18 protein-coding genes are annotated in these 18,519 nt (G+C 72.0%); 8 read left to right on the top strand and 10 right to left on the bottom strand.

Annotated features, from left to right (window positions below):
• Positions 1-93: 93 nt before the first annotated feature.
• Complete coding sequence (locus ACFY1P_RS28035; protein ID WP_390752169.1) at positions 94-750, top strand: uridine kinase; 657 nt, start codon at positions 94-96, stop codon at positions 748-750.
• A gap of 164 nt (positions 751-914) precedes the next feature.
• Here the strand turns inward: ACFY1P_RS28035 and ACFY1P_RS28030 are convergent, their stop codons facing one another.
• Positions 915-1,661 carry a SigE family RNA polymerase sigma factor gene (locus ACFY1P_RS28030; protein WP_361533578.1) on the bottom strand — a complete coding sequence of 249 codons (747 nt, stop codon included), beginning with the start codon at positions 1,659-1,661 and terminating at the stop codon, positions 915-917.
• 194 nt (positions 1,662-1,855) lie between these two features.
• On the opposite strand from ACFY1P_RS28030, the gene afsQ1 reads away from it, so the two are divergent.
• The 5 genes from afsQ1 to ACFY1P_RS28005 all read left to right on the top strand — a co-directional run bounded on the left by afsQ1 (position 1,856) and on the right by ACFY1P_RS28005 (position 5,703).
• On the top strand, positions 1,856-2,533 hold the full coding sequence (gene afsQ1, locus ACFY1P_RS28025; protein WP_205519231.1) for a two-component system response regulator AfsQ1: 678 nt from the start codon (positions 1,856-1,858) through the stop codon (positions 2,531-2,533).
• Between the two features lie 100 nt (positions 2,534-2,633).
• A complete protein-coding gene (locus tag ACFY1P_RS28020; protein WP_390752168.1) occupies positions 2,634-4,139 on the top strand; it encodes an ATP-binding protein in 1,506 nt (501 codons plus the stop codon).
• A gap of 11 nt (positions 4,140-4,150) precedes the next feature.
• A complete protein-coding gene (locus tag ACFY1P_RS28015) occupies positions 4,151-4,741 on the top strand; it encodes a hypothetical protein (protein WP_361533572.1) in 591 nt (196 codons plus the stop codon).
• 88 nt (positions 4,742-4,829) lie between these two features.
• A complete protein-coding gene (locus ACFY1P_RS28010; protein WP_361533569.1) occupies positions 4,830-5,384 on the top strand; it encodes a VanZ family protein in 555 nt (184 codons plus the stop codon).
• A gap of 106 nt (positions 5,385-5,490) precedes the next feature.
• Positions 5,491-5,703, top strand: a complete 213-nt coding sequence (locus ACFY1P_RS28005; RefSeq protein ID WP_361533566.1) for a PspC domain-containing protein — start codon at positions 5,491-5,493, stop codon at positions 5,701-5,703.
• A gap of 82 nt (positions 5,704-5,785) precedes the next feature.
• On the opposite strand, the gene ACFY1P_RS28000 is transcribed toward ACFY1P_RS28005, so the two are convergent.
• Complete coding sequence (locus ACFY1P_RS28000; RefSeq protein WP_361533563.1) at positions 5,786-6,235, bottom strand: hypothetical protein; 450 nt, start codon at positions 6,233-6,235, stop codon at positions 5,786-5,788.
• 167 nt (positions 6,236-6,402) lie between these two features.
• Positions 6,403-7,539, bottom strand: coding sequence for an adenosine deaminase (locus ACFY1P_RS27995; RefSeq protein WP_361533560.1), 1,137 nt, complete (start codon positions 7,537-7,539; stop codon positions 6,403-6,405).
• 103 nt (positions 7,540-7,642) lie between these two features.
• Here ACFY1P_RS27995 and ACFY1P_RS27990 point away from each other — a divergent pair, with 103 nt between their 5' ends.
• Positions 7,643-8,422: an alpha/beta hydrolase gene (locus ACFY1P_RS27990; RefSeq protein WP_361533557.1), complete on the top strand. Its 780-nt coding sequence runs from the start codon at positions 7,643-7,645 to the stop codon at positions 8,420-8,422.
• A gap of 332 nt (positions 8,423-8,754) precedes the next feature.
• On the opposite strand, the gene ACFY1P_RS27985 is transcribed toward ACFY1P_RS27990, so the two are convergent.
• Complete coding sequence (locus tag ACFY1P_RS27985; protein ID WP_361533124.1) at positions 8,755-9,765, bottom strand: LysR substrate-binding domain-containing protein; 1,011 nt, start codon at positions 9,763-9,765, stop codon at positions 8,755-8,757.
• Between the two features lie 62 nt (positions 9,766-9,827).
• Between ACFY1P_RS27985 and ACFY1P_RS27980 the strand changes: the two genes are divergently transcribed.
• Complete coding sequence (locus tag ACFY1P_RS27980) at positions 9,828-11,147, top strand: MFS transporter (protein ID WP_390752167.1); 1,320 nt, start codon at positions 9,828-9,830, stop codon at positions 11,145-11,147.
• Between the two features lie 91 nt (positions 11,148-11,238).
• On the opposite strand, the gene ACFY1P_RS27975 is transcribed toward ACFY1P_RS27980, so the two are convergent.
• The 6 genes from ACFY1P_RS27975 to ACFY1P_RS27950 form a co-directional block, all read right to left on the bottom strand.
• On the bottom strand, positions 11,239-12,417 hold the full coding sequence (locus ACFY1P_RS27975) for a TerD family protein (protein WP_361533118.1): 1,179 nt from the start codon (positions 12,415-12,417) through the stop codon (positions 11,239-11,241).
• 199 nt (positions 12,418-12,616) lie between these two features.
• Positions 12,617-13,900: a thymidine phosphorylase gene (locus ACFY1P_RS27970; RefSeq protein ID WP_361533115.1), complete on the bottom strand. Its 1,284-nt coding sequence runs from the start codon at positions 13,898-13,900 to the stop codon at positions 12,617-12,619.
• 95 nt (positions 13,901-13,995) lie between these two features.
• Positions 13,996-14,391, bottom strand: coding sequence for a cytidine deaminase (locus ACFY1P_RS27965; RefSeq protein ID WP_390752166.1), 396 nt, complete (start codon positions 14,389-14,391; stop codon positions 13,996-13,998).
• Complete coding sequence (locus tag ACFY1P_RS27960; RefSeq protein WP_390752165.1) at positions 14,388-15,674, bottom strand: ABC transporter permease; 1,287 nt, start codon at positions 15,672-15,674, stop codon at positions 14,388-14,390. Before ACFY1P_RS27960 ends, ACFY1P_RS27965 begins: the two co-directional genes overlap by 4 nt.
• Positions 15,671-16,786, bottom strand: a complete 1,116-nt coding sequence (locus tag ACFY1P_RS27955) for an ABC transporter permease (RefSeq protein ID WP_361533106.1) — start codon at positions 16,784-16,786, stop codon at positions 15,671-15,673. The genes ACFY1P_RS27960 and ACFY1P_RS27955 overlap by 4 nt, the downstream gene beginning before the upstream one ends.
• Positions 16,783-18,381 carry an ABC transporter ATP-binding protein gene (locus ACFY1P_RS27950; RefSeq protein ID WP_390752179.1) on the bottom strand — a complete coding sequence of 533 codons (1,599 nt, stop codon included), beginning with the start codon at positions 18,379-18,381 and terminating at the stop codon, positions 16,783-16,785. The genes ACFY1P_RS27955 and ACFY1P_RS27950 overlap by 4 nt, the downstream gene beginning before the upstream one ends.
• Positions 18,382-18,519 lie beyond the last annotated feature (138 nt).

The raw sequence follows: 18,519 nt of genomic DNA, 5'->3' as shown, positions 1-18,519 counted from the left end.
CACCTGCCGGGTCGTGAGGTACAGGATGGAACGACAACGCACCGTAGCGAAGTCGTGACACTGTGCGCATCCCGCGACCCGGGGGGATCCCCCATGCGGCCCAATGCCTCACACTGGTGTCCCGTGACTCCCCACCTGACCCCCGCGCGCGTCATCCTGCTGACCGGCCCGTCCGGTTCCGGAAAGTCGTCCCTCGCGGCCCGCACCGGGCTGCCGGTCCTCAACCTCGACGACTTCTACAAGGAGGGGCACGACCCGACACTGCCGCTGCTCCCCGACGGCTCGGGCACCGACTGGGACTCGCCCCTGTCGTGGGACGCCGACGCGGCCGTGACCGCGATAGCGGAGCTGTGCCGCACGGCACGCACGAGCGTGCCGCTGTACGACATCGCCGGCAGCGCGCGGAGCGGTGAGAGCGTGCTGGACATCGGCCGCACGCCGCTGTTCATAGCGGAGGGCATCTTCGCCGCCGACATCATCGACCGCTGCCGCGAACTCGGGGTGCTCGCCGACGCGCTGTGCCTGCGCGGCCGCCCGGCGACGACGTTCCGCCGCCGGCTGCTGCGCGATCTGCGCGAGGGCCGCAAGCCCGCGGCGTACCTCGTCCGCCGCGGCCTGCGGCTGATGCGCGCGGAGCGCGGCATCGTGGCCCGCCAGACGGCGCTGGGCGCGTACGCCTGCGGCAAGGACGCCGCGATGGGCCGGATCGCCGCCGCGGCCGCGGGCCGCCGGGAGGGCGTCCGCGTCTGACGCGGCGGCCCGTTCCGGGAACAGTGCCCAAGGACATCCCCGGGAACAGCGGAGCGGGCGGACATACCCCCCGGCTGTCCGCCCGCTCCTCCCCCGTGGCCCCGTGCGCTCCCCCGAGCGTTTCCCCGTCCCCCCGGGGCCCCTTGGTCCTGTTGTTCCTCCGCTCAGGCCACCAGCTCGCCGAAGGACTCCGCGACGCCCCGGCCGGAGCCGATGACCTCGTCCTCGCGCAGGCGGCGCAGGGAGCGCCAGATGCTGCTCTTGACCGTGCCGACGCTGATGCCGAGGATCTCCGCGATCTCGGGGTCCGTACGGCCCTCGTAGTAGCGCAGGACGAGCATCGTGCGCTGGAGTTCGGGCAGCCGGGCCAGTGCCTGCCAGAGGACGGCGCGCAGTTCGGTGCCGCGCATCGCGTCGGTCTCACCGGCCGTCTCCGGCAGCTCCTCCGTCGGGTACTCGTTCAGCTTGCGGCGGCGCCAGGCGCTGATGTGCAGATTGGTCATCGTGCGGCGGAGGTAGCCGCCGACGGCCGCCTTGTCGGTGATCCGGTCCCAGGCGCGGTACGTGGAGAACAGCGCGCTCTGGAGCAGGTCCTCCGCCTCGTGCCGGTCGCCGGTCAGGTGGTAGGCGGTCGCGTACAGGGAGGCCCGGCGCTCCTGGACGTAGGCGGTGAACGCCGCTTCGGCGTCCTCCCGCTCCGTCCGGGCCGCGCCCTTGTTCTCCCCCGAGGCCCCCGTGGCCTCCCCGTACGTGACCGCGTCGATCGCCACCATGTACGGCGGCCGAACACGTCCGGTGCCGCGGGCGCACCCCCGCCCGCCCACGGCACCGGACTTCTCCGGGCCCCGCCCGGCGTCGTGCAGGCGCGTGCGAATGACTGCGCTGGTCGTGGTGCTGTGCAGTGTGTTCATCTCGCGCCCCCCGTCGGTGGAGCCAGCTCGGTCCGTTACGTTCCCGGGCCGTCGTGCCGCCCGGTGTCCCCAAGCCTGGCGGGCCAGTTTCATGACGCTGTCCGCCGACTGTCACAGCCCTGCAACAGGCCGGGGAGCCCCCTGCGCGACGGCGTCGGTCGAACGACGGCCGGACGTAGGCCAGAATGGCCACCGTGCCTTTCCTGTTGCTGATCGAGGACGACGACGCCATCCGCACGGCTCTCGAATTCTCCCTGTCCCGCCAGGGTCACCGTGTGGTGACCGCGGCGACGGGTGAGGACGGCCTGAAACTGCTGCGTGAGCAGCGGCCGGACCTGATCGTGCTGGACGTCATGCTGCCGGGTATCGACGGTTTCGAGGTGTGCCGGCGGATCCGCCGCACCGACCAGCTGCCGATCATCCTGCTGACCGCGCGCAACGACGACATCGACGTCGTGGTCGGCCTGGAGTCCGGGGCGGACGACTATGTCGTCAAGCCCGTGCAGGGCCGGGTGCTGGACGCCCGGATCCGCGCGGTGCTGCGCCGTGGCGAGCGGGAGTCGAACGACTCGGCGTCGTTCGGTTCGCTGGTCATCGACCGTGCGGCGATGACCGTCACCAAGAACGGCGAGGACCTCCAGCTGACCCCGACCGAGCTGCGGCTGCTGCTGGAGCTCAGCCGCAGGCCGGGGCAGGCGCTGTCGCGGCAGCAGCTGCTGCGCCTGGTGTGGGAGCACGACTATCTGGGCGACTCGCGGCTGGTGGACGCCTGTGTGCAGCGGCTGCGCGCCAAGGTCGAGGACGTCCCGTCGTCGCCGACTCTGATCCGTACGGTCCGGGGCGTCGGTTATCGCCTGGACACCCCGCAGTGATCGCCCGGTTCCACCGCGACAGCACAGAGAGCACACCGTGACACAAGAGCCCGGTCGGGAGCGGGGTCGGCGGCCGGCCAGGAACGCGCTGAAGCTGAGCATGCGGTGGATCAGCCTGCGGCTGCGGCTGATGCTGGTCTTCGCGCTGGTGGCGCTGGTCGCCGCGGTCTCCGCGTCCGCCATCGCCTATTGGCTGAACCGGGACGCGGTCCTCACCCGCACCCAGGACGCCGCGCTCGACGACTTCCGCAAGTCCTTGCAGGACAACACCGGTTCGCTGCCGCTGACGCCGACCTGCCAGGAGCTCCAGGCCGCCGCCGACCGGATGGCCTCGACCTCGCAGAAGTACGAGGTGCTGCTGATCGGCACGTCCGGCGGCGGTGACTGCGTCGCGCCGTCCAGGCCCGACCTGTTCACCCTCAAGGTCGTGCCGGAGTCGCTGCGCACGGCGGTGGACCGCGAGCGCCGGGTCGACGACTCCAACCGCTACGCGTACCACCTCTACTGGCAGCGGATCACGCTCAGCGGCAAGCCGTATCTGATCGGTGGCGCCAAGGTGATCGGCGGTGGCCCCACGGGCTATCTGCTGAAGTCGCTGGAGAACGAGCGCCAGGACCTCAATTCGCTGGCCTGGTCGCTGGGCATCGCCACCGCCCTCGCCCTCATCGGCTCCGCCCTGCTCGCCCAGGCCGCCGCGTCCACGGTGCTGCGGCCCGTGCAGCGGCTCGGTGACGCGGCCCGGCGGCTCGGCGAGGGGAAGCTGGACACGCGCCTCCAGGTGTCGGGCACGGACGAGCTGGCCGATCTCTCGCGGACGTTCAACCGGACCGCGGAGTCGCTCCAGAAGCGGGTCGAGGAGCTGAGCGCCCGGGAGGCCTCCAGCCGCCGCTTCGTCGCCGACATGTCGCACGAGCTGCGCACCCCGCTCACGGCGATCACCGCGGTGACGGAGGTGCTGGAGGACGAGGCGGACAACCTCGACCCCATGATCGCGCCCGCGGTGCAGCTGGTGGTGAGCGAGACCCGCCGGCTGAACGACCTGGTGGAGAACCTCATGGAGGTCACCCGCTTCGACGCGGGCACGGCCCGGCTGGTCCTCGACGACGTGGACGTCGCCGATCAGGTCACCGCCTGCATCGACGCCCGTGCCTGGCTGGACGCCGTCGAGCTGGACGCCGAGCGCGGGATGATGGCCCGGCTCGACCCGCGGCGGCTCGACGTCATCCTGGCCAACCTCATCGGCAACGCGCTCAAGCACGGCGGGTCGCCGGTGCGGGTGTCGGTGCGCACGGAGGACGGTTCGCTGCGGATCGACGTGCGCGACCACGGCCCCGGCATCCCCGAGGACGTCCTACCGCACGTCTTCGACCGGTTCTACAAGGCGAGCGCCTCCCGGCCGCGCTCCGAGGGCAGTGGCCTCGGCCTGTCGATCGCCCTGGAGAACGCCCACATCCACGGCGGCGGGATCACCGCCGCCAACTCCCCCGAAGGCGGCGCGGTCTTCACCCTGACCCTCCCCCTGGGCGAGGCCCCGGCGGAGGCCGGCGGCGCCTCCCTGCTCACGGACGAGCGGGGCCGGGACCGGGCGGAGGAGAACGGAAAGTGAAGACCCCGAACGTGAGGATCAGAACCGCCGCCCTGGCGCTGACGCTGCTCGGCTCCCTCCCCGCGCTGTCCGCGTGCGGGATCCGCGGCACGGCCGTGCCGGTGGACGCGGGCGGGGCGCCGTCCCGGGCGTCGTGCGTCAGCCGCCCCGACCCGAGCGCCGCCGCCGGCCTGACCACCGTGACCGTGCAGCTGGAGTGCGCCTCGCAGCTGGTGCCGGTCAGCCGCCGGGTCCCGCTGCCCGACAAGCCCGACGACGCGGCGATCGTCGCCGCCGCGCTCGTGGACGAGCTGCGCAAGGTGCCGGCCGGGGAGGAGGCCGACGCCGGGCTGATCACCGCGGTCCCGCAGCGGCTGACCGTCACCGGGGCGCGGCCGGGCGACCCGGCGGGCACCCTGCGGCTGAGCCGTGAGCCGGGCGAGCTGCCGCAGGTCGCCCTCGCGCAGCTGGTGTGCTCGTTCGTGGGCACGCCCGCGGCGGACGGCAAGTCGGCGGTGCTCCTGGGCGGTCCGGGCGGCGCCGGGCCGCTGAGCTACACCTGCACCGAGGAGATGCGGACGCATCCAGACACCGCGGACATCGGCGGCAGAGCCGTCTCCTGATCCGCCGGCTCTACGGTCCCGCGGGCATCCGCCACTCTCCGTCGTCACGGGCGGAACCGGACGGCGCACACCCGGCGTCCTGTGGGGCGTGCAGGGTCATGGTTACGGCGGTACGCCCGCCCTCCGATACCGCTACCGCGCCGCGGGGTGTGTGCTGCTCGTCGCCCATCTGCTGGCTGTCGGCTGGCTGGCCCTGCGTCCGCTGACGGCGCCCTGGGTGACGGCCGCGCCGCTGGAGCCGCTGGCTACGATCCGTGCCGATCTCGCCCTGAGTCCCTGGGAGGCGACGCGGGCGATCGGGGCGGGGATGCTGCCGCTGGCGCCGCTCGGGGTGCTGCTGCCGTGGGCGAGAGGCAGGGTCGCCGCGTCGCCGCTGGGCTCGCTGACCCGCACGGTCTTCACCAGCGCGATGCTCTCGCTGGCCCTCCAGGTGGTGCAGAGCGGTGTGGTGGGCCAGGTGCTGGACGTGGACGCGCTGCTGCTGAACGTGACGGGCGTCGCCGTCGCGCATCTCGCCGTGGTCCCCGCGGTGCGGGCCCGGCTCCGTCGCAGGAGTGACACGCGCCGCCCCGGGGCCCTCCCCCGGAAGGAGGCCCCTCAGGGGCGGACCCCGACGATCCCCAGGGTCGGGATCGCCCCGTAGAGCGATGCTTTGCCCCGGCTCGCGCCCGTAGCGTCGTAGGCACCGGGAAACGTTCCCGCACGGCGCGTCCCCGACGCCGCCGGACCGACGACGAGGAGTCGCCATCATGTCCGCTCCCCTGGTCCGTCCCCGTGACCACAGGATGATCGCCGGCGTCTGCGCGGGCCTGGCCGAGCGCTTCGGTACGTCCCGCACCACGATGCGCGTCATCTTCCTGGCCTCGTGCCTGCTGCCGGGGCCGCAGTTCCTGCTCTATCTCGCGCTGTGGGTGCTGCTGCCGTCCGAGCAGGGCCACGGCCGGACCGCCACGTCCTGGTGATGCTCGCGTCGCCGCGTTGACGCGGCGGCGGGCCGCGCACCCCGGTGCGAAGGGTGCGCGGCCCGCCGTGGTGTGCCGGGGCTCAGCCGCCGATGCTCGGCAGGGGCAGGCCGTTGGTGGGCAGCGTCGGCAGGCCGCCGAGCAGGCCCTTGTTGCCGGTGCTGTGCATCTTGCCGCTCGTGGCCGCGCCGCCCGCACCGCTCACGCCCGGGCTGTTGTCGGACTTCGGCGTCACCGGCAGTTCGGGCGTCTTCGGGAGGTTGGGTGCCACGGCCTTGTCGACGGCCTGGGAGGGCGCCTTCAGGATGCCGCCCTGGATCGCGCGGTCCGCGGCGGAGACCACGGGGCCGCCGGCCGGTGCGAGCTTCGCGGCCTGCTGGATGGGCAGCCCGCCCATCGTGGTCTGGGCGGTGCCGGTGACCGATTCCACGGCGCCCGAGGTGCCGAACGCGGCCGCGTTGCCCACCGCCGTGGCGGCGAAGGCGACACCGAGCGCGGCAACACCGAGCGTCTTGATGGTTCCCTGCTTCATCTGAATTCTGTCCTCGCGACGGGGGAATTTTGCAGCGGCACTGCAACCTAGTCACGAGAGCCGGGAAGCCGCAATGAATGACACGGCCGGGACCCTGGAGTCCCGGCCGTTTTCACGCTATTACCCGTGGATTCACCGTCGGTTGCGACGGGAAAGAGAATTGCTGGTCAGGCGGTGCCCGTCACGGTCTGCCGGAAGAGCCACTCCGACTTGAGCTCGGCGTATCCGGGCTTGATGACGTCGTTGATCATCGCGAGACGTTCATCGAATGGGATGAACGCGGACTTCATCGCGTTGACGGAGAACCACTGCATGTCGTCCAGCGTGTAGCCGAAAGTCTTGACCAGGTGCTCGAATTCACGGCTCATGCTGGTGCCGCTCATCAGCCGATTATCGGTATTCACCGTGGCCCGGAAGTGCAGCTTGCGCAGCAGGCTGATGGGGTGCTCTTCATAAGAAGTGGCCGCACCGGTCTGGAGATTGGAGGTGGGGCACAGCTCCAGCGGAATGCGCTTGTCCCGCACATAGGACGCCAGCCGGCCGAGCTTGACCGTGCCGTCCTCGGCGATCTCGATGTCGTCGATGATCCGGACGCCGTGCCCGAGCCGGTCCGCGCCGCACCACTGGAGCGCCTGCCAGATGGACGGCAGGCCGAACGCCTCACCGGCGTGAATGGTGAAGTGGTTGTTCTCGCGCTTGAGGTACTCGAACGCGTCCAGGTGACGGGTGGGAGGGAAACCGGCCTCCGCGCCCGCGATGTCGAAACCGGCCACGCCCGAGTCGCGGTAGCGGTTGGCGAGTTCGGCGATCTCCAGGGCGCGGGCCGCGTGGCGCATCGCGGTGAGCAGCGCGCCCACCCGGATGCGGTGGCCGTTCGCGCGCGCCCGGCGCTCGCCTTCGCGGAAGCCCTCGTTGACGGCCTCGACGACCTCTTCGAGGGTGAGACCGCCCTCCAGGTGCTGCTCGGGGGCGTAGCGCACCTCGGCGTAGACGACGCCGTCCTCGGCCAGGTCCTCGGCGCACTCGGCGGCGACCCGGACCAGGGCCTCGCGGGTCTGCATCACGGCGCAGGTGTGCGCGAAGGTCTCCAGATAGCGCTCCAGCGAGCCGGAGTCGGCGGCCTCGCGGAACCAGACGCCCAGCTTGTCCGGGTCGGTCTCGGGCAGGCCGTCGTAGCCCGTGGCGCGGGCGAGGTCGACGACGGTGCCGGGGCGCAGTCCGCCGTCGAGGTGATCGTGCAGCAGCACCTTGGGCGCGCGGCGGATCTGCTCGGGGGTGGGTTGGGAGGTGGTCTCGGTCGTCATTTCGGCACTCTAGCCCCTACGCGCGTAGATGTCGGCGAACGATACGGAACGGTGACCCATCGGCGGGGTGGACACCGCGCGGCGTTCTGCCATCGTTTCTGCCATGCCTGAGCAAGCGTTGCCCCAGCGGGATCCCCGGGGGCCGGGAGCGGGTCCGGCCCGGCTCGGAAAGCCGCTCGGCGCGGAGCATTCCGTGCACGGCGTCGCCCTGTTGCTGCCCGGCGGGCACCCCACCGGGACCCGCCGGCCCTCGGCCCTTTCGCTCGCCGCGCAGCGGGCCCCGGCCCGCGCCCTGGCCCGTTCGGGAGCGGCGGAGGGCCTGGTCGTCCATGTCGTCCGCTACCGCCGCCGCGGCTGGAACGGCGCCGCGGCCGATCCCGTGCGGGACGCGGAGTGGGCCGCGGACGAGGTCGTACGGCGGTACGGCGACGTACCGGTGTGCCTGGTGGGCACGGACATGGGCGGCCGGGCCGCGCTGCTCGCCGCGGGGCACCCGGCCGTCACCTCCGTACTGGCGCTGGCCCCCTGGCTGCCCGCGCCGGAATCCGTGCTCGACCCAGATCCGGTGCGGCAGCTCGCGGGGCGGCGGGTGCTGCTGGTGCACGGCACCAACGATGAGCGCACCGACCCCGATCTGTCCTTCCGGCTCGCCGAGCGGGCGAAGAAGGTCAACCGGCACGTGTGCCGCTTCGAGGTGCACTCCGACGGGCACGCGCTGCACCAGCACCGGTCCGAAGTGCTCGCCCTGACCGTCGACTTCGTGCTCGGGTCGCTCTTCGGGCGGCACTACGCGCGACCGGTGGCCGACGCGCTGGCGGCTCCGCCGCCGCTGGGCCTGCGCATGCCGCTCGCCTCCGGCTTCGGGGCGTCATTGGGGTATTGACCGTTGCCGGGTGCGTGCGGTGTGCCTGCGGCGCTTGCTTCCCCCGGCTGTCCCGCCGTTGCCGCCTGCGGCGGGAGCTCCCCCAGCTACCGCTGGGAGGTGCCCCCAGCGTGCGCGTCCTCAAACGCCGGACGGGCTGGATGGTGCGGACCGTAGCCAGCACATTCAGCCCGTCCGGCGTTTGAGGACAGCGCGCGAAGCGCGCTTCGGGGGTCTGGGGCGAAGCCCCCCACGCGGCGGAGCCGCACATCAGATGCAGCCGGGAAGGGGCGGGGTAGGGGAACAAAGCCCGCCGCAGGCGCCGACGGGCCGGGGTCCACGGTCAAGCCCCGTCACCGCGGCAGCAACTGCCCCCGGCGGGAGAGCAGGAAGCGCTTGAACGCGGCGACCGGTGGCGTGTCGGGGTGGCCGTCGAGCCAGGCCACCCCGATCTCGCGGACGGCGCGCGGCGCGGTGACGGTCAGCTCCACGACACCCGGCCGCGCGACCGCGGGCGGTGGCAGCAGGCCGACGCCCAGACCCGCCGCGACCAGCCCGCGCAGCGTCTCCGGGTCCTCACCCTCGAAGGCGATCTTCGGGGTGAAGCCGGCCTCCGCGCAGACCGCGTCGGTGATCCGGCGCAGCCCGTAACCGGGTTCGAGGGTGACGAAGAGTTCGGCGGCCGCCTCGGCGAGGCGGACCCGCTTGCGGCCGGCGAGCGGGTGGTCGTCCGGGACGACGAGGCGGAGCTTCTGCTCGTCGAGGCGGCGGGCGACGAGGTCGGGCGCGTCGGGCAGCGGTGAGGTGAGGCAGAGGTCGAGGTCGCCGAAGCGGAGCCGTTCCAGCATGGCCTCGCCGTAGTTCTGCACGAGCTGGAAGCGCACGCGCGGATGGTCGGCGCGGAAGGCCCGGATCAGCTCCGGTACGGTCTCGGAGCCGAGGGTGTGCAGGAAGCCGAAGGCGACCTTCCCGGCGGTGGGGTCGGCGTCCGCCCGTACGGACTCGGCGGCGCGCTCGACCTCCGCGAGGGCCCGTTCCACGGAGGCGAGGAACGTGCGGCCCGCGGCGGTGAGGGAGAGCGTGCGGCCGTGCCGGGCGAACAGCGCGACGCCCAGGTCCTGTTCGACGCGCGCCATCGAGCGGCTGAGGGTGGACTGCGGCATCTCCAGCTGGTGCGCGGCGCGGGTCACGTGCTCGTGCCGGGCGACGGCCACGAACTGCGCGAGGCGCGGCGTGAGGGTCGCGGCCCAGGAGTCCGCCTTGATCTCGGGGGTGTCGGGCGTTACCGGGTTGTCAAAAATCCGCGTCACGCTTTCATTGCCGGTTGGTGACAGAGAAGCCCCTGGCCTGCGGTCATGCTGCATGGGAACGATTATCGCGAATTTGTGCATTGGACGCATGAGCGCCGCGTGCATACGGTCGGTACATGCCTCCTGCCGATACCGGGGCATCCGTCGTCGCCGTGCGATCGGGTGCCTCCGCACTGTCGTCCCCCGTTCCTCCCTCAGCCGTCGACAACACGGCCGATGACAACAAGCTGGTGCCCGGCGGGCCCGGCTACCGCAGGACGAGCCTCGCGCTCTTCGCCGCGGGTGTCGCCACCTTCGCCCTCCTCTATTCCACGCAGGCCCTGCTCCCCGCGATCTCCGACGACCTCGGTGTGACGCCGGATCAGGCGAGCTGGACCGTATCGGCCGCGACCGGTGGACTCGCCGTCGCCGTCGTCCCGTTGAGCGCGCTGTCCGAGCGCTACGGGCGGCGGGCGATGATGACCGCCTCGCTGTGTGTGGCCGCGCTCGTGGCCGTGCTGGTGCCCTTCGCCCCCGACCTCGGCTGGCTGGTCGCGCTCCGCGTCGTGCAGGGTGCCGCGCTCGCGGGCCTGCCCGCCTCCGCCATGGCGTATCTCGCCGAGGAGGTGCGGCCCAAGGCGCTGGTCGGTGCGATCGGCCTGTTCGTGGCGGGCAACAGCCTCGGCGGCATGTCCGGCCGCATCCTCGCCGGCTGGGTCGCCCAGGCGTGGGGCTGGCGGGCCGGGCTGGGCGCGGTGGGCGTCCTGGCGGTGCTGTGCGCGGTGGCCTTCCGGCTGCTGCTCCCCAAGGGACGGCACTTCACCCCGGCCGCGGTCTCGCCGCGCGCGCTGGCCCGCACGGTCGGCGGCCACCTCGCGGATCCGCTGCTGCGGCGGCTGTACGCGATCGGCGCGCTCTTCATGACCGTCTTCGGCGCGGTCTACACCGTCATCGGCTACCGGCTGGCCGAGGCGCCGTTCTCCCTGCCGCAGGGTGTCGTCGGCTCGATCTTCCTGGTCTATCTGGTCGGTACGGTCTCGTCGGCCGCGGCCGGGAAGCTGGTGGGACGGCTGGGGCGGCGCGGGGCGCTGTATCTGGCGCTGGGCACGACGTCGGCGGGCCTGCTGCTGACGCTCTCGCAGTCGCTGATCGTGGTCCTGGCCGGTCTGGTGCTGATCACGGCGGGCTTCTTCGCGGGCCACGCGGTGGCGTCGTCCTCGGTCAGCCGTACGGCGAAGACGGGCCGCGCGCAGGCGTCGGCGCTCTACCAGACGGCGTACTACCTGGGCAGTTCGGTCGGCGGCACGCTGGGCGCCGTCGCCTTCCACCTCGGCGGCTGGGACGGCGCGGTGGTCCTGGGCCTGATCGCGATGCTGGCCGCGGCATCGATCACGCTCTACGCGACGCGCCGGGCGCTCCTGGAGCGCCGCTCCCTGGCCGCCGTCGCCCGGTCGTAAGGAACTCACAGCCCAGACTCACAAGCCCGAAGGGGCCGCCCCGCCACCTGTCCTGGTGGGGGCGGCCCCTTCGTCGTTCACCACGCCGGGGTCAGTAGTCCTCGTCGCCCTCGTAGTAATTGTTGACGATCACGTCCGGCTCGTCGTCGCTCATCGCCTCGTTGAGGAGGGCGCCGCCGACGAGGCCGGCCGCACCGGCGCCGAGGAGGGCACCCGTGCCGAAGCGGCGGCCGCCCTGCTGCTGGTTGCCCTGCTGGGGATAGCCCTGCTGCTGCGGGTAACCCTGCTGGACGGGCTGCGGGTAGCCCTGCTGCTGGACCGGCTGCGGGTAACCGGCCTGGGGGTAGCCCGCCTGCGGCTGGGGAGCGGTGTAGTACGGCGGCGGCGTGGTCTGCACCCGCTGGGCGCAGCCGTTGCACGTCTGGATCTGCCGGGGCACACCCCACTGCGGGGACCACAGCACGGCTGCCGTGCCGGGGCCATGGTTCGGGTCGAAGAAGCACGTCACGGAGGAACTCCCTGAGGATTGCTGAGGTGTGGCAAGAGGTGCGGCGGCCGTGGGGTTCTGCGGTACGGCACCGGCAAGAGGTGCGGACGCCGGGGACGGCACCGGCGGTTCCGCCTTCGCCGTGCTCACCTGGGCGGGCGGGGCCGGCGGGACGGGCGGGACGGCGGGCGGCGCCGGGGTCTCGCGGAGGACGTCGACGCCGTAGTCGCCGGCGATGCCCGCGAGCCCGGAGGCGTAACCCTGGCCGACCGCGCGGAACTTCCACTCCGCGCCGTGCCGGTAGAGCTCGCCGAAGACCATGGCGGTCTCGGAGCCGTCGACTCCGCCGAGGTCGTAGCGCGCCAGCTCGGCGCCGCCGGCCTGGTCGACGACGCGGATGTGCGCGCTGTCGAGCCGGCCGAAGCTCTGGCCGCGCTGCTCCGCCTCGTAGAGCGAGACGGGGAAGACGATCTTCTCGACCTCGGCCGGGACCCGGGTGAGGTCGACGTGGATCTGCTGGACGTCGCCCCCGCCGCCGGCCGGTGCCCCGCCGCCGGAGTGGCTGACCGAACCGTCGGGGCTGCGCAGATTGTTGAAGAAGACGAAGTGCCGGTCGGAGAGGACCTTCCCGGCCCGGTCGCACAGCAGCGCGCTGGCGTCCAGGTCGAACTCGGCTCCCGGTGCGGACCGCACCCGCCATCCCAGCCCGACCGTCACGGCGGTCAGCCCGGGGGCCTGCCTGCTCAGCGACACATTGCCACCCTTGGCCAGGGCCACGCCCATGAACCTTCCTCCACTGTCCCGGCTTTCCCGTGTTTCATCGCGAACAACGGGGCGTCCGGGCCCACAGTTCCTGATTTGCGCAATAAATAGATCAAGATGTGCCGGCGGAACGCACCGGGCGCCCCGGCCGACGGATTCCCGTCTGCCGGAGCGCCCGGTGCTGCGTTCGCCGGAGTTCGCCGGAGTTCGCCGGACCCGCTTAGGCGATGCGGTCCAGGACGATCGGGTTCGGCGTGAAGGCCGTGCCCGGGGCGGCGATCTCGACGCCGCCCTCCAGGGACTGGAGCGCGTAGGCGAACTTCTCCGGGGTGTCGGTGTGGAGGGTCATCAGCGGCTGGCCCTCCTTGACCTCGTCGCCCGGCTTGGCGTGCAGCTCGACGCCCGCGCCGGCCTGCACCGCGTCCTCCTTGCGCGCGCGGCCCGCGCCCAGGCGCCAGGCGGCGACGCCGACGGCGTAGGCGTCGAGGCCGGTGAGGATGCCGGAGGAGGCCGCCGTGACGACGTGCTGCTCGCGCGCGACCGGCAGGGCCGCGTCCGGGTCGCCGCCCTGCGCCTGGATCATGCGGCGCCAGTGGTCCATGGCGGAGCCGTCCTTGAGCGCCTTGGCCGGGTCGGCGTCGGGCAGGCCCGCCGCGGCGAGCATCTCGCGCGCCAGGGCGAGGGTCAGCTCGACGACGTCGGCCGGGCCGCCGCCCGCCAGGACCTCGACGGACTCGCGGACCTCGAGGGCGTTGCCCGCGGTCAGGCCGAGCGGGGTCGACATGTCGGTGAGCAGGGCGACGGTCTTCACGCCGTGGTCCGTGCCCAGGCCGACCATCGTGGAGGCGAGCTCGCGCGCGTCCTCGATGTTCTTCATGAAGGCGCCGGAGCCGACCTTGACGTCGAGGACGAGCGAGCCCGTGCCCTCGGCGATCTTCTTCGACATGATGGAGGAGGCGATCAGCGGGATCGCCTCGACCGTGCCGGTCACGTCGCGCAGCGCGTACAGCTTCTTGTCGGCCGGGGCGAGGCCGTCGCCCGCGGCGCAGATGACCGAGCCGACGTCGCGCAGCACGCGCATCATCTCGTCGTTCGACAGCAGCGCGCGCCAGCCGGGGATGGACTCCAGCTTGTCGAGCGTGCCACCGGTGTGGCCGAGGCCCCGGCCGGACAGCTGCGGCACGGCCGCGCCGCAGGCGGCGACGAGCGGGGCCAGCGGCAGGGTGATCTTGTCGCCGACGCCGCCGGTGGAGTGCTTGTCCGAGGTCGGCACGGTCAGGGACGAGAAGTCCATCCGCTCGCCCGACTTGATCATCGCGGCGGTCCAGCGGGCGATCTCGGCCCGGTCCATGCCGTTGAGGAGGATGGCCATGGCGAGCGAGGACATCTGCTCGTCGGCGACCTCGCCGCGCGTGTAGGCGTCGATGACCCAGTCGATCTGCTCGTCGGTCAGTCGACCGCGGTCGCGCTTGGCGCGGATCACGGAAATGGCGTCCATCAGCACATTTTCCTTAAGTTCGTGCGTCCTCAGTCTTCCCGGGGCCGGAAAGTGACCCGGACGGGCCGAAGCTTCGGCCCGTCCGGCGCTTGAGGACATCTTCAGCGATTCAGGTCAGCAGGGCCAAACGCGTCGGGCAGCAGCTCGGCCAGCGGCCGGACGCCGGTGGTCGTGTCCACGGCCAGCTCGGGGCCGCCGTGCTCCCACAGCAGCTGACGGCAGCGGCCGCACGGCATCAGGACGTTGCCGTGCCGGTCGCAGCAGGTGAAGGCGGTCAGCCGGCCGCCGCCCGAGGAGAACAGGTCGGAGATCAGCCCGCACTCGGCGCACAGGGCGACACCGTAGGCGGCGTTCTCGACGTTGCAGCCGGTGACGGTACGGCCGTCGTCGACGAGCGCGGCGGCGCCCACGGGGAAGTCGGAGTACGGGGCGTAGGCCCGGGACATGGCGTCCCGGGCCTGCGTCCGGAGGTACTCCCAGTCGACGGGAGTGCTCACTTGCCCTGTCCCTTCCGGTACGGCTTGCCGTTCGCCTTGGGCATCCGCAGGCGCTGCGCGGAGACCGAGAGCACCAGCAGGGTGACGACGTACGGAGTGGCGTCGACGAACTCCAGCGGCACCGTCTTGGTCAGCACGTACCAGACGATCAGCGCGGCGGCGAGGACGCCGGCCACGATCGCGACCTGGCGCTTGCCGACGCGCAGCCGCCAGACGGCGAAGCCCACGAGCAGCACGGCGAGGAGGAGCAGCAGCGCGTGGACGGTCGCGCCGCCGCCGCGCAGCTGGAGGCTGTCCATGAAGCCGAACAGGCCCGCGCTCATCGCGACGCCGCCCGGCCGCCAGTTGCCGGAGATCATGGTGGCGAGACCGATGTAGCCGCGGCCGCCGGTCTGGCCGTCGGAGTACATGTGCGTGCCGATGGCGAGGAACGCGCCGCCGAGGCCCGCGAGGGCACCGGAGACGACCACGGCTGCGTACTTGTAGGTGTAGACGTTGACGCCGAGGGACTCGGCGGCGACCGGGCTCTCGCCGCAGGAGCGCAGGCGCAGGCCGAAGGCGGTGCGCCACAGCACCCAGAAGGTGACGGCGAAGAGCGCCACGGCGACGATCGTCAGCCAGGACACGTCGGTGACCAGGCCGTCGACGATGCCGGCGAGGTCGGAGACGAGGAACCAGTGGTGCTTCTCGACGCTGTTGAGCCAGTCGGACAGGCCGGGGATGGAGAAGTTCGGCATGTCCGGCATGACGGGCGACTGCTTGTCGTTGCCGCCGGCCAGCTGGGCCTTGCTGCCGTCCGCGCCGAACGTCAGCTTGGCGAGGTACTGCGTGACACCGAGCGCCAGGATGTTGATGGCCACGCCGGAGATGATGTGGTCGACACCGAAGGTGACGGTGGCGACGGCGTGCACGAGGCCGCCCAGCGCGCCGCCGATGGCGCCGGCGAGCGCCGCGGCCCAGGGCCCGTGCTGCCAGCCCATCCAGCCCGCGCAGAAGGTGCCGAGCATCATCATGCCTTCGAGGCCGATGTTGACGACGCCCGCGCGCTCGGCCCACAGCCCGCCGAGGCCGGCGAGGCCGATCGGCACGGCGGCGGCGAGGGCGCCGCTGAACTGGCCGGAGGAGGTCAGGTCGCCCGCGCTGGTGATCTCGCGGAGCGCGGAGAGCAGGATCAGCGCGCCCGCGACGATCAGCAGGACGACGGGGGTGGAGAGCTTGCGCCCGCCCGGCTTGTTCTTGCCGCTGAGCGCGTTGGTGACGGCGGCGGTAAAGGTCGTACTCACGCGGATACCTCCGCCTTGTCGCTCTTGCGGGCCTGGGCGGCGAGGTCCTCGCCGACCTTCCGCTGCTGGGTCTTCAGGCCGTACCGGCGGACGACCTCGTAGGCGATGACGACGCACAGGACGATGACGCCCTGGACCACGCCGACGATCTCCTGCGCGTATCCCTCGAACTCCAGCTGGGTGCCGGTGCGGTCCAGGAAGCCCCACAGGAGGGCGGCCAGCGCCATGCCGATGGGGTTGTTGCGGCCGAGCAACGCGATGGCGATGCCGGTGAAGCCGATGCCGGCCGGGAAGTCGGTGCCGTAGTTGTACGAGACGCCGAGCAGGGTCGGCATGCCGACGAGGCCCGCGGTCGCGCCGGAGAGCACCATCGAGGTGATCACCATGCGCTTGACGTCGACGCCGCTGGCCGCCGCCGCGGACTCGGACTGGCCGACCGTGCGCAGGTCGAAGCCGAACCGGGAGCGGTTGAGGACGAACCAGTAGGCGAGGCCGGCGAGGGCCGCGATGACGACGAAGCCGTAGATGGGCTTGGGCGTGGTCGGGATCTCGAAGAAGTGCGCGGAGTCGGGCAGGACGGGCGTGTGGACCATGTTGCCCTCCTTCTTCCCGAGCCGGCCGTCCTGGAGGAAGTAACCGATGACCGAGCCGCCGATGGCGTTCAGCATGATGGTGCTGATCACCTCGTTGACGCCGCGGGTGACCTTGAGCAGACCGGCGATGCCGGCCCAGATCGCGCCCACGACCATGGCGACGATGATGATGACCGGGATCTGGATGAAGCCCGGCATCGTCATGGCGCCGCCGACGACGGCGGCGAAGAAGGCCGCGATGCGGTACTGGCCGTCGACGCCGATGTTGAAGAGGTTCATCCGGAAGCCGATGGCGACGGCCAGCGCGGACAGGTAGTACGGGACCGCCTTGTTGATGATCCAGACCTGGGAGTCGCTCTTCGACCCGTAGTCGACCATGACCTGGTAGGCGTGGAAGGGGTCCTTCCCGGTGACCGCGATGATCACCGAGGTGACGGCCACCGCCGCCACGATCGCCAGCAGCGGCGCGGCGAAGCCCAGGATCAGCTTGTTCCTGTCGAATTTCTTCACGAGGCTCATGCGTCGTCGCCCCCTTCCTCTTCCTCGGCCTGCTCGTCCGCGGGCTCGTCTACGTGCTCAAGGTGGCCGGAGGCGGCGCCGGTCATGGCCGAGCCCAGCTCCTCCGGGGTGATGGCCGCGGGGTCGGCGTCGGCGACCAGGCGGCCGCGGAACATCACCCGCAGGGAGTCGGAGAGCCCGATCAGCTCGTCCAGGTCGGCGGAGATCAGCAGCACCGCCAGGCCCTCGCGGCGTGCCTCGCGGATCTGGTCCCAGATCTGCGCCTGCGCGCCGACGTCCACGCCCCGGGTGGGGTGCGCGGCGATGAGCAGCTTGGGCAGGTGGCTCATCTCGCGGCCGACGATCAGCTTCTGCTGGTTGCCGCCGGACAGCGAGGCCGCGGTGACCTCGATGCCGGGGGTGCGCACGTCGAACTCGCGGACGATGCGCTCGGTGTCGGCGCGGGCGGCCTTGAGGTCGAGGAGCGCGCCCTTGCTGTTGGGCTTCTCGGTGACGTGGCCGAGGATGCGGTTCTCCCACAGCGGGGCTTCCAGCAGCAGGCCGTGGCGGTGGCGGTCCTCGGGGATGTAGCCGATGCCGTCCTCGCGCCGCTTGCGCGTGGGCGCGTGGCTGATGTCGGAGCCGTCGAGCGTGACGGTGCCGCCGTCGGGGTCGCGCATGCCCATGATGGCCTCGACCAGTTCGGCCTGCCCGTTGCCCTCCACGCCCGCGATGCCGAGGACCTCGCCCTTGTGGATGGTGAAGGAGATGCCGTCGAGCACGGCGCGTACGGCACCGTCGGGGTCGGTGGCCGACAGGTGCAGCCCCTCGACGGTGAGCATCGGCGTGTCGGTGACGGTGGACTCGCGGGTCTCGGGCGAGGGCAGTTCCTCGCCGACCATCAGCTCGGCCAGCTGCTTGGGCGTGGTCTCGCTGGGCACCGCGGTGCCGACGGTGGTGCCGCGGCGGATCACGGTGATGTCGTCGGCGACGGAGAGCACCTCGCCGAGCTTGTGCGAGATGAAGATGACCGTCAGGCCCTCGGCCTTGAGCTCGCGGAGGTTGTCGAAGAGCGCGTCGACCTCCTGCGGCACGAGGACGGCGGTGGGCTCGTCGAGGATCAGCGTGCGGGCGCCGCGGTAGAGGACCTTGAGGATCTCCACGCGCTGGCGGTCGGCGACACCGAGGTCCTCGACCATGGCGTCGGGGCGGACGCCGAGGCCGTACGCGTCGGAGATCTCCTTGATCCGCGCGCGCGCCTTGCCGCCGATGCCGTACAGCTTCTCGGCGCCGAGGGCGACGTTCTCCAGGACGGTGAGGTTGTCGGCCAGCATGAAGTGCTGGTGCACCATGCCGATGCCGCGCGCGATGGCGTCGGCCGGGCTGTGCAGGGAGACCTGCTCGCCGTCGAGGGTGATGGTGCCCTCGTCCGGCTTCTGCATGCCGTAGAGGATCTTCATCAGGGTCGACTTGCCCGCGCCGTTCTCGCCGCACAGGGCGTGGACGGTGCCGCGGCGGACCGTGAGGTGGATGTCGTGGTTGGCGACGACACCGGGGAACCGCTTGGTGATGCCCGCGAGTTCTACTGCGGGGGCGGTACTGCTGGACGCTTTGATGGCGCACTCTCCTCGGGGAAGGGAGCGGGAGGAAACCGGGGCCGGGCCGGGCGGGGTCCGGGACGGGCTCCGGGAGGGCGGGGGCGACGCTACACGCGTCAACCCATAGCTACGCGCGTAGCGTTGGCCGGAGGCTCT

Origin of the sequence: Streptomyces sp. NPDC001407, assembly GCF_042895325.1 — a bacterium.
In the GTDB taxonomy this organism is placed as follows: Bacteria; Actinomycetota; Actinomycetes; order Streptomycetales; family Streptomycetaceae; genus Streptomyces.
Note: the sequence above shows the minus strand (reverse complement) of the source record. Positions and strands in the feature narration are given on the sequence as shown.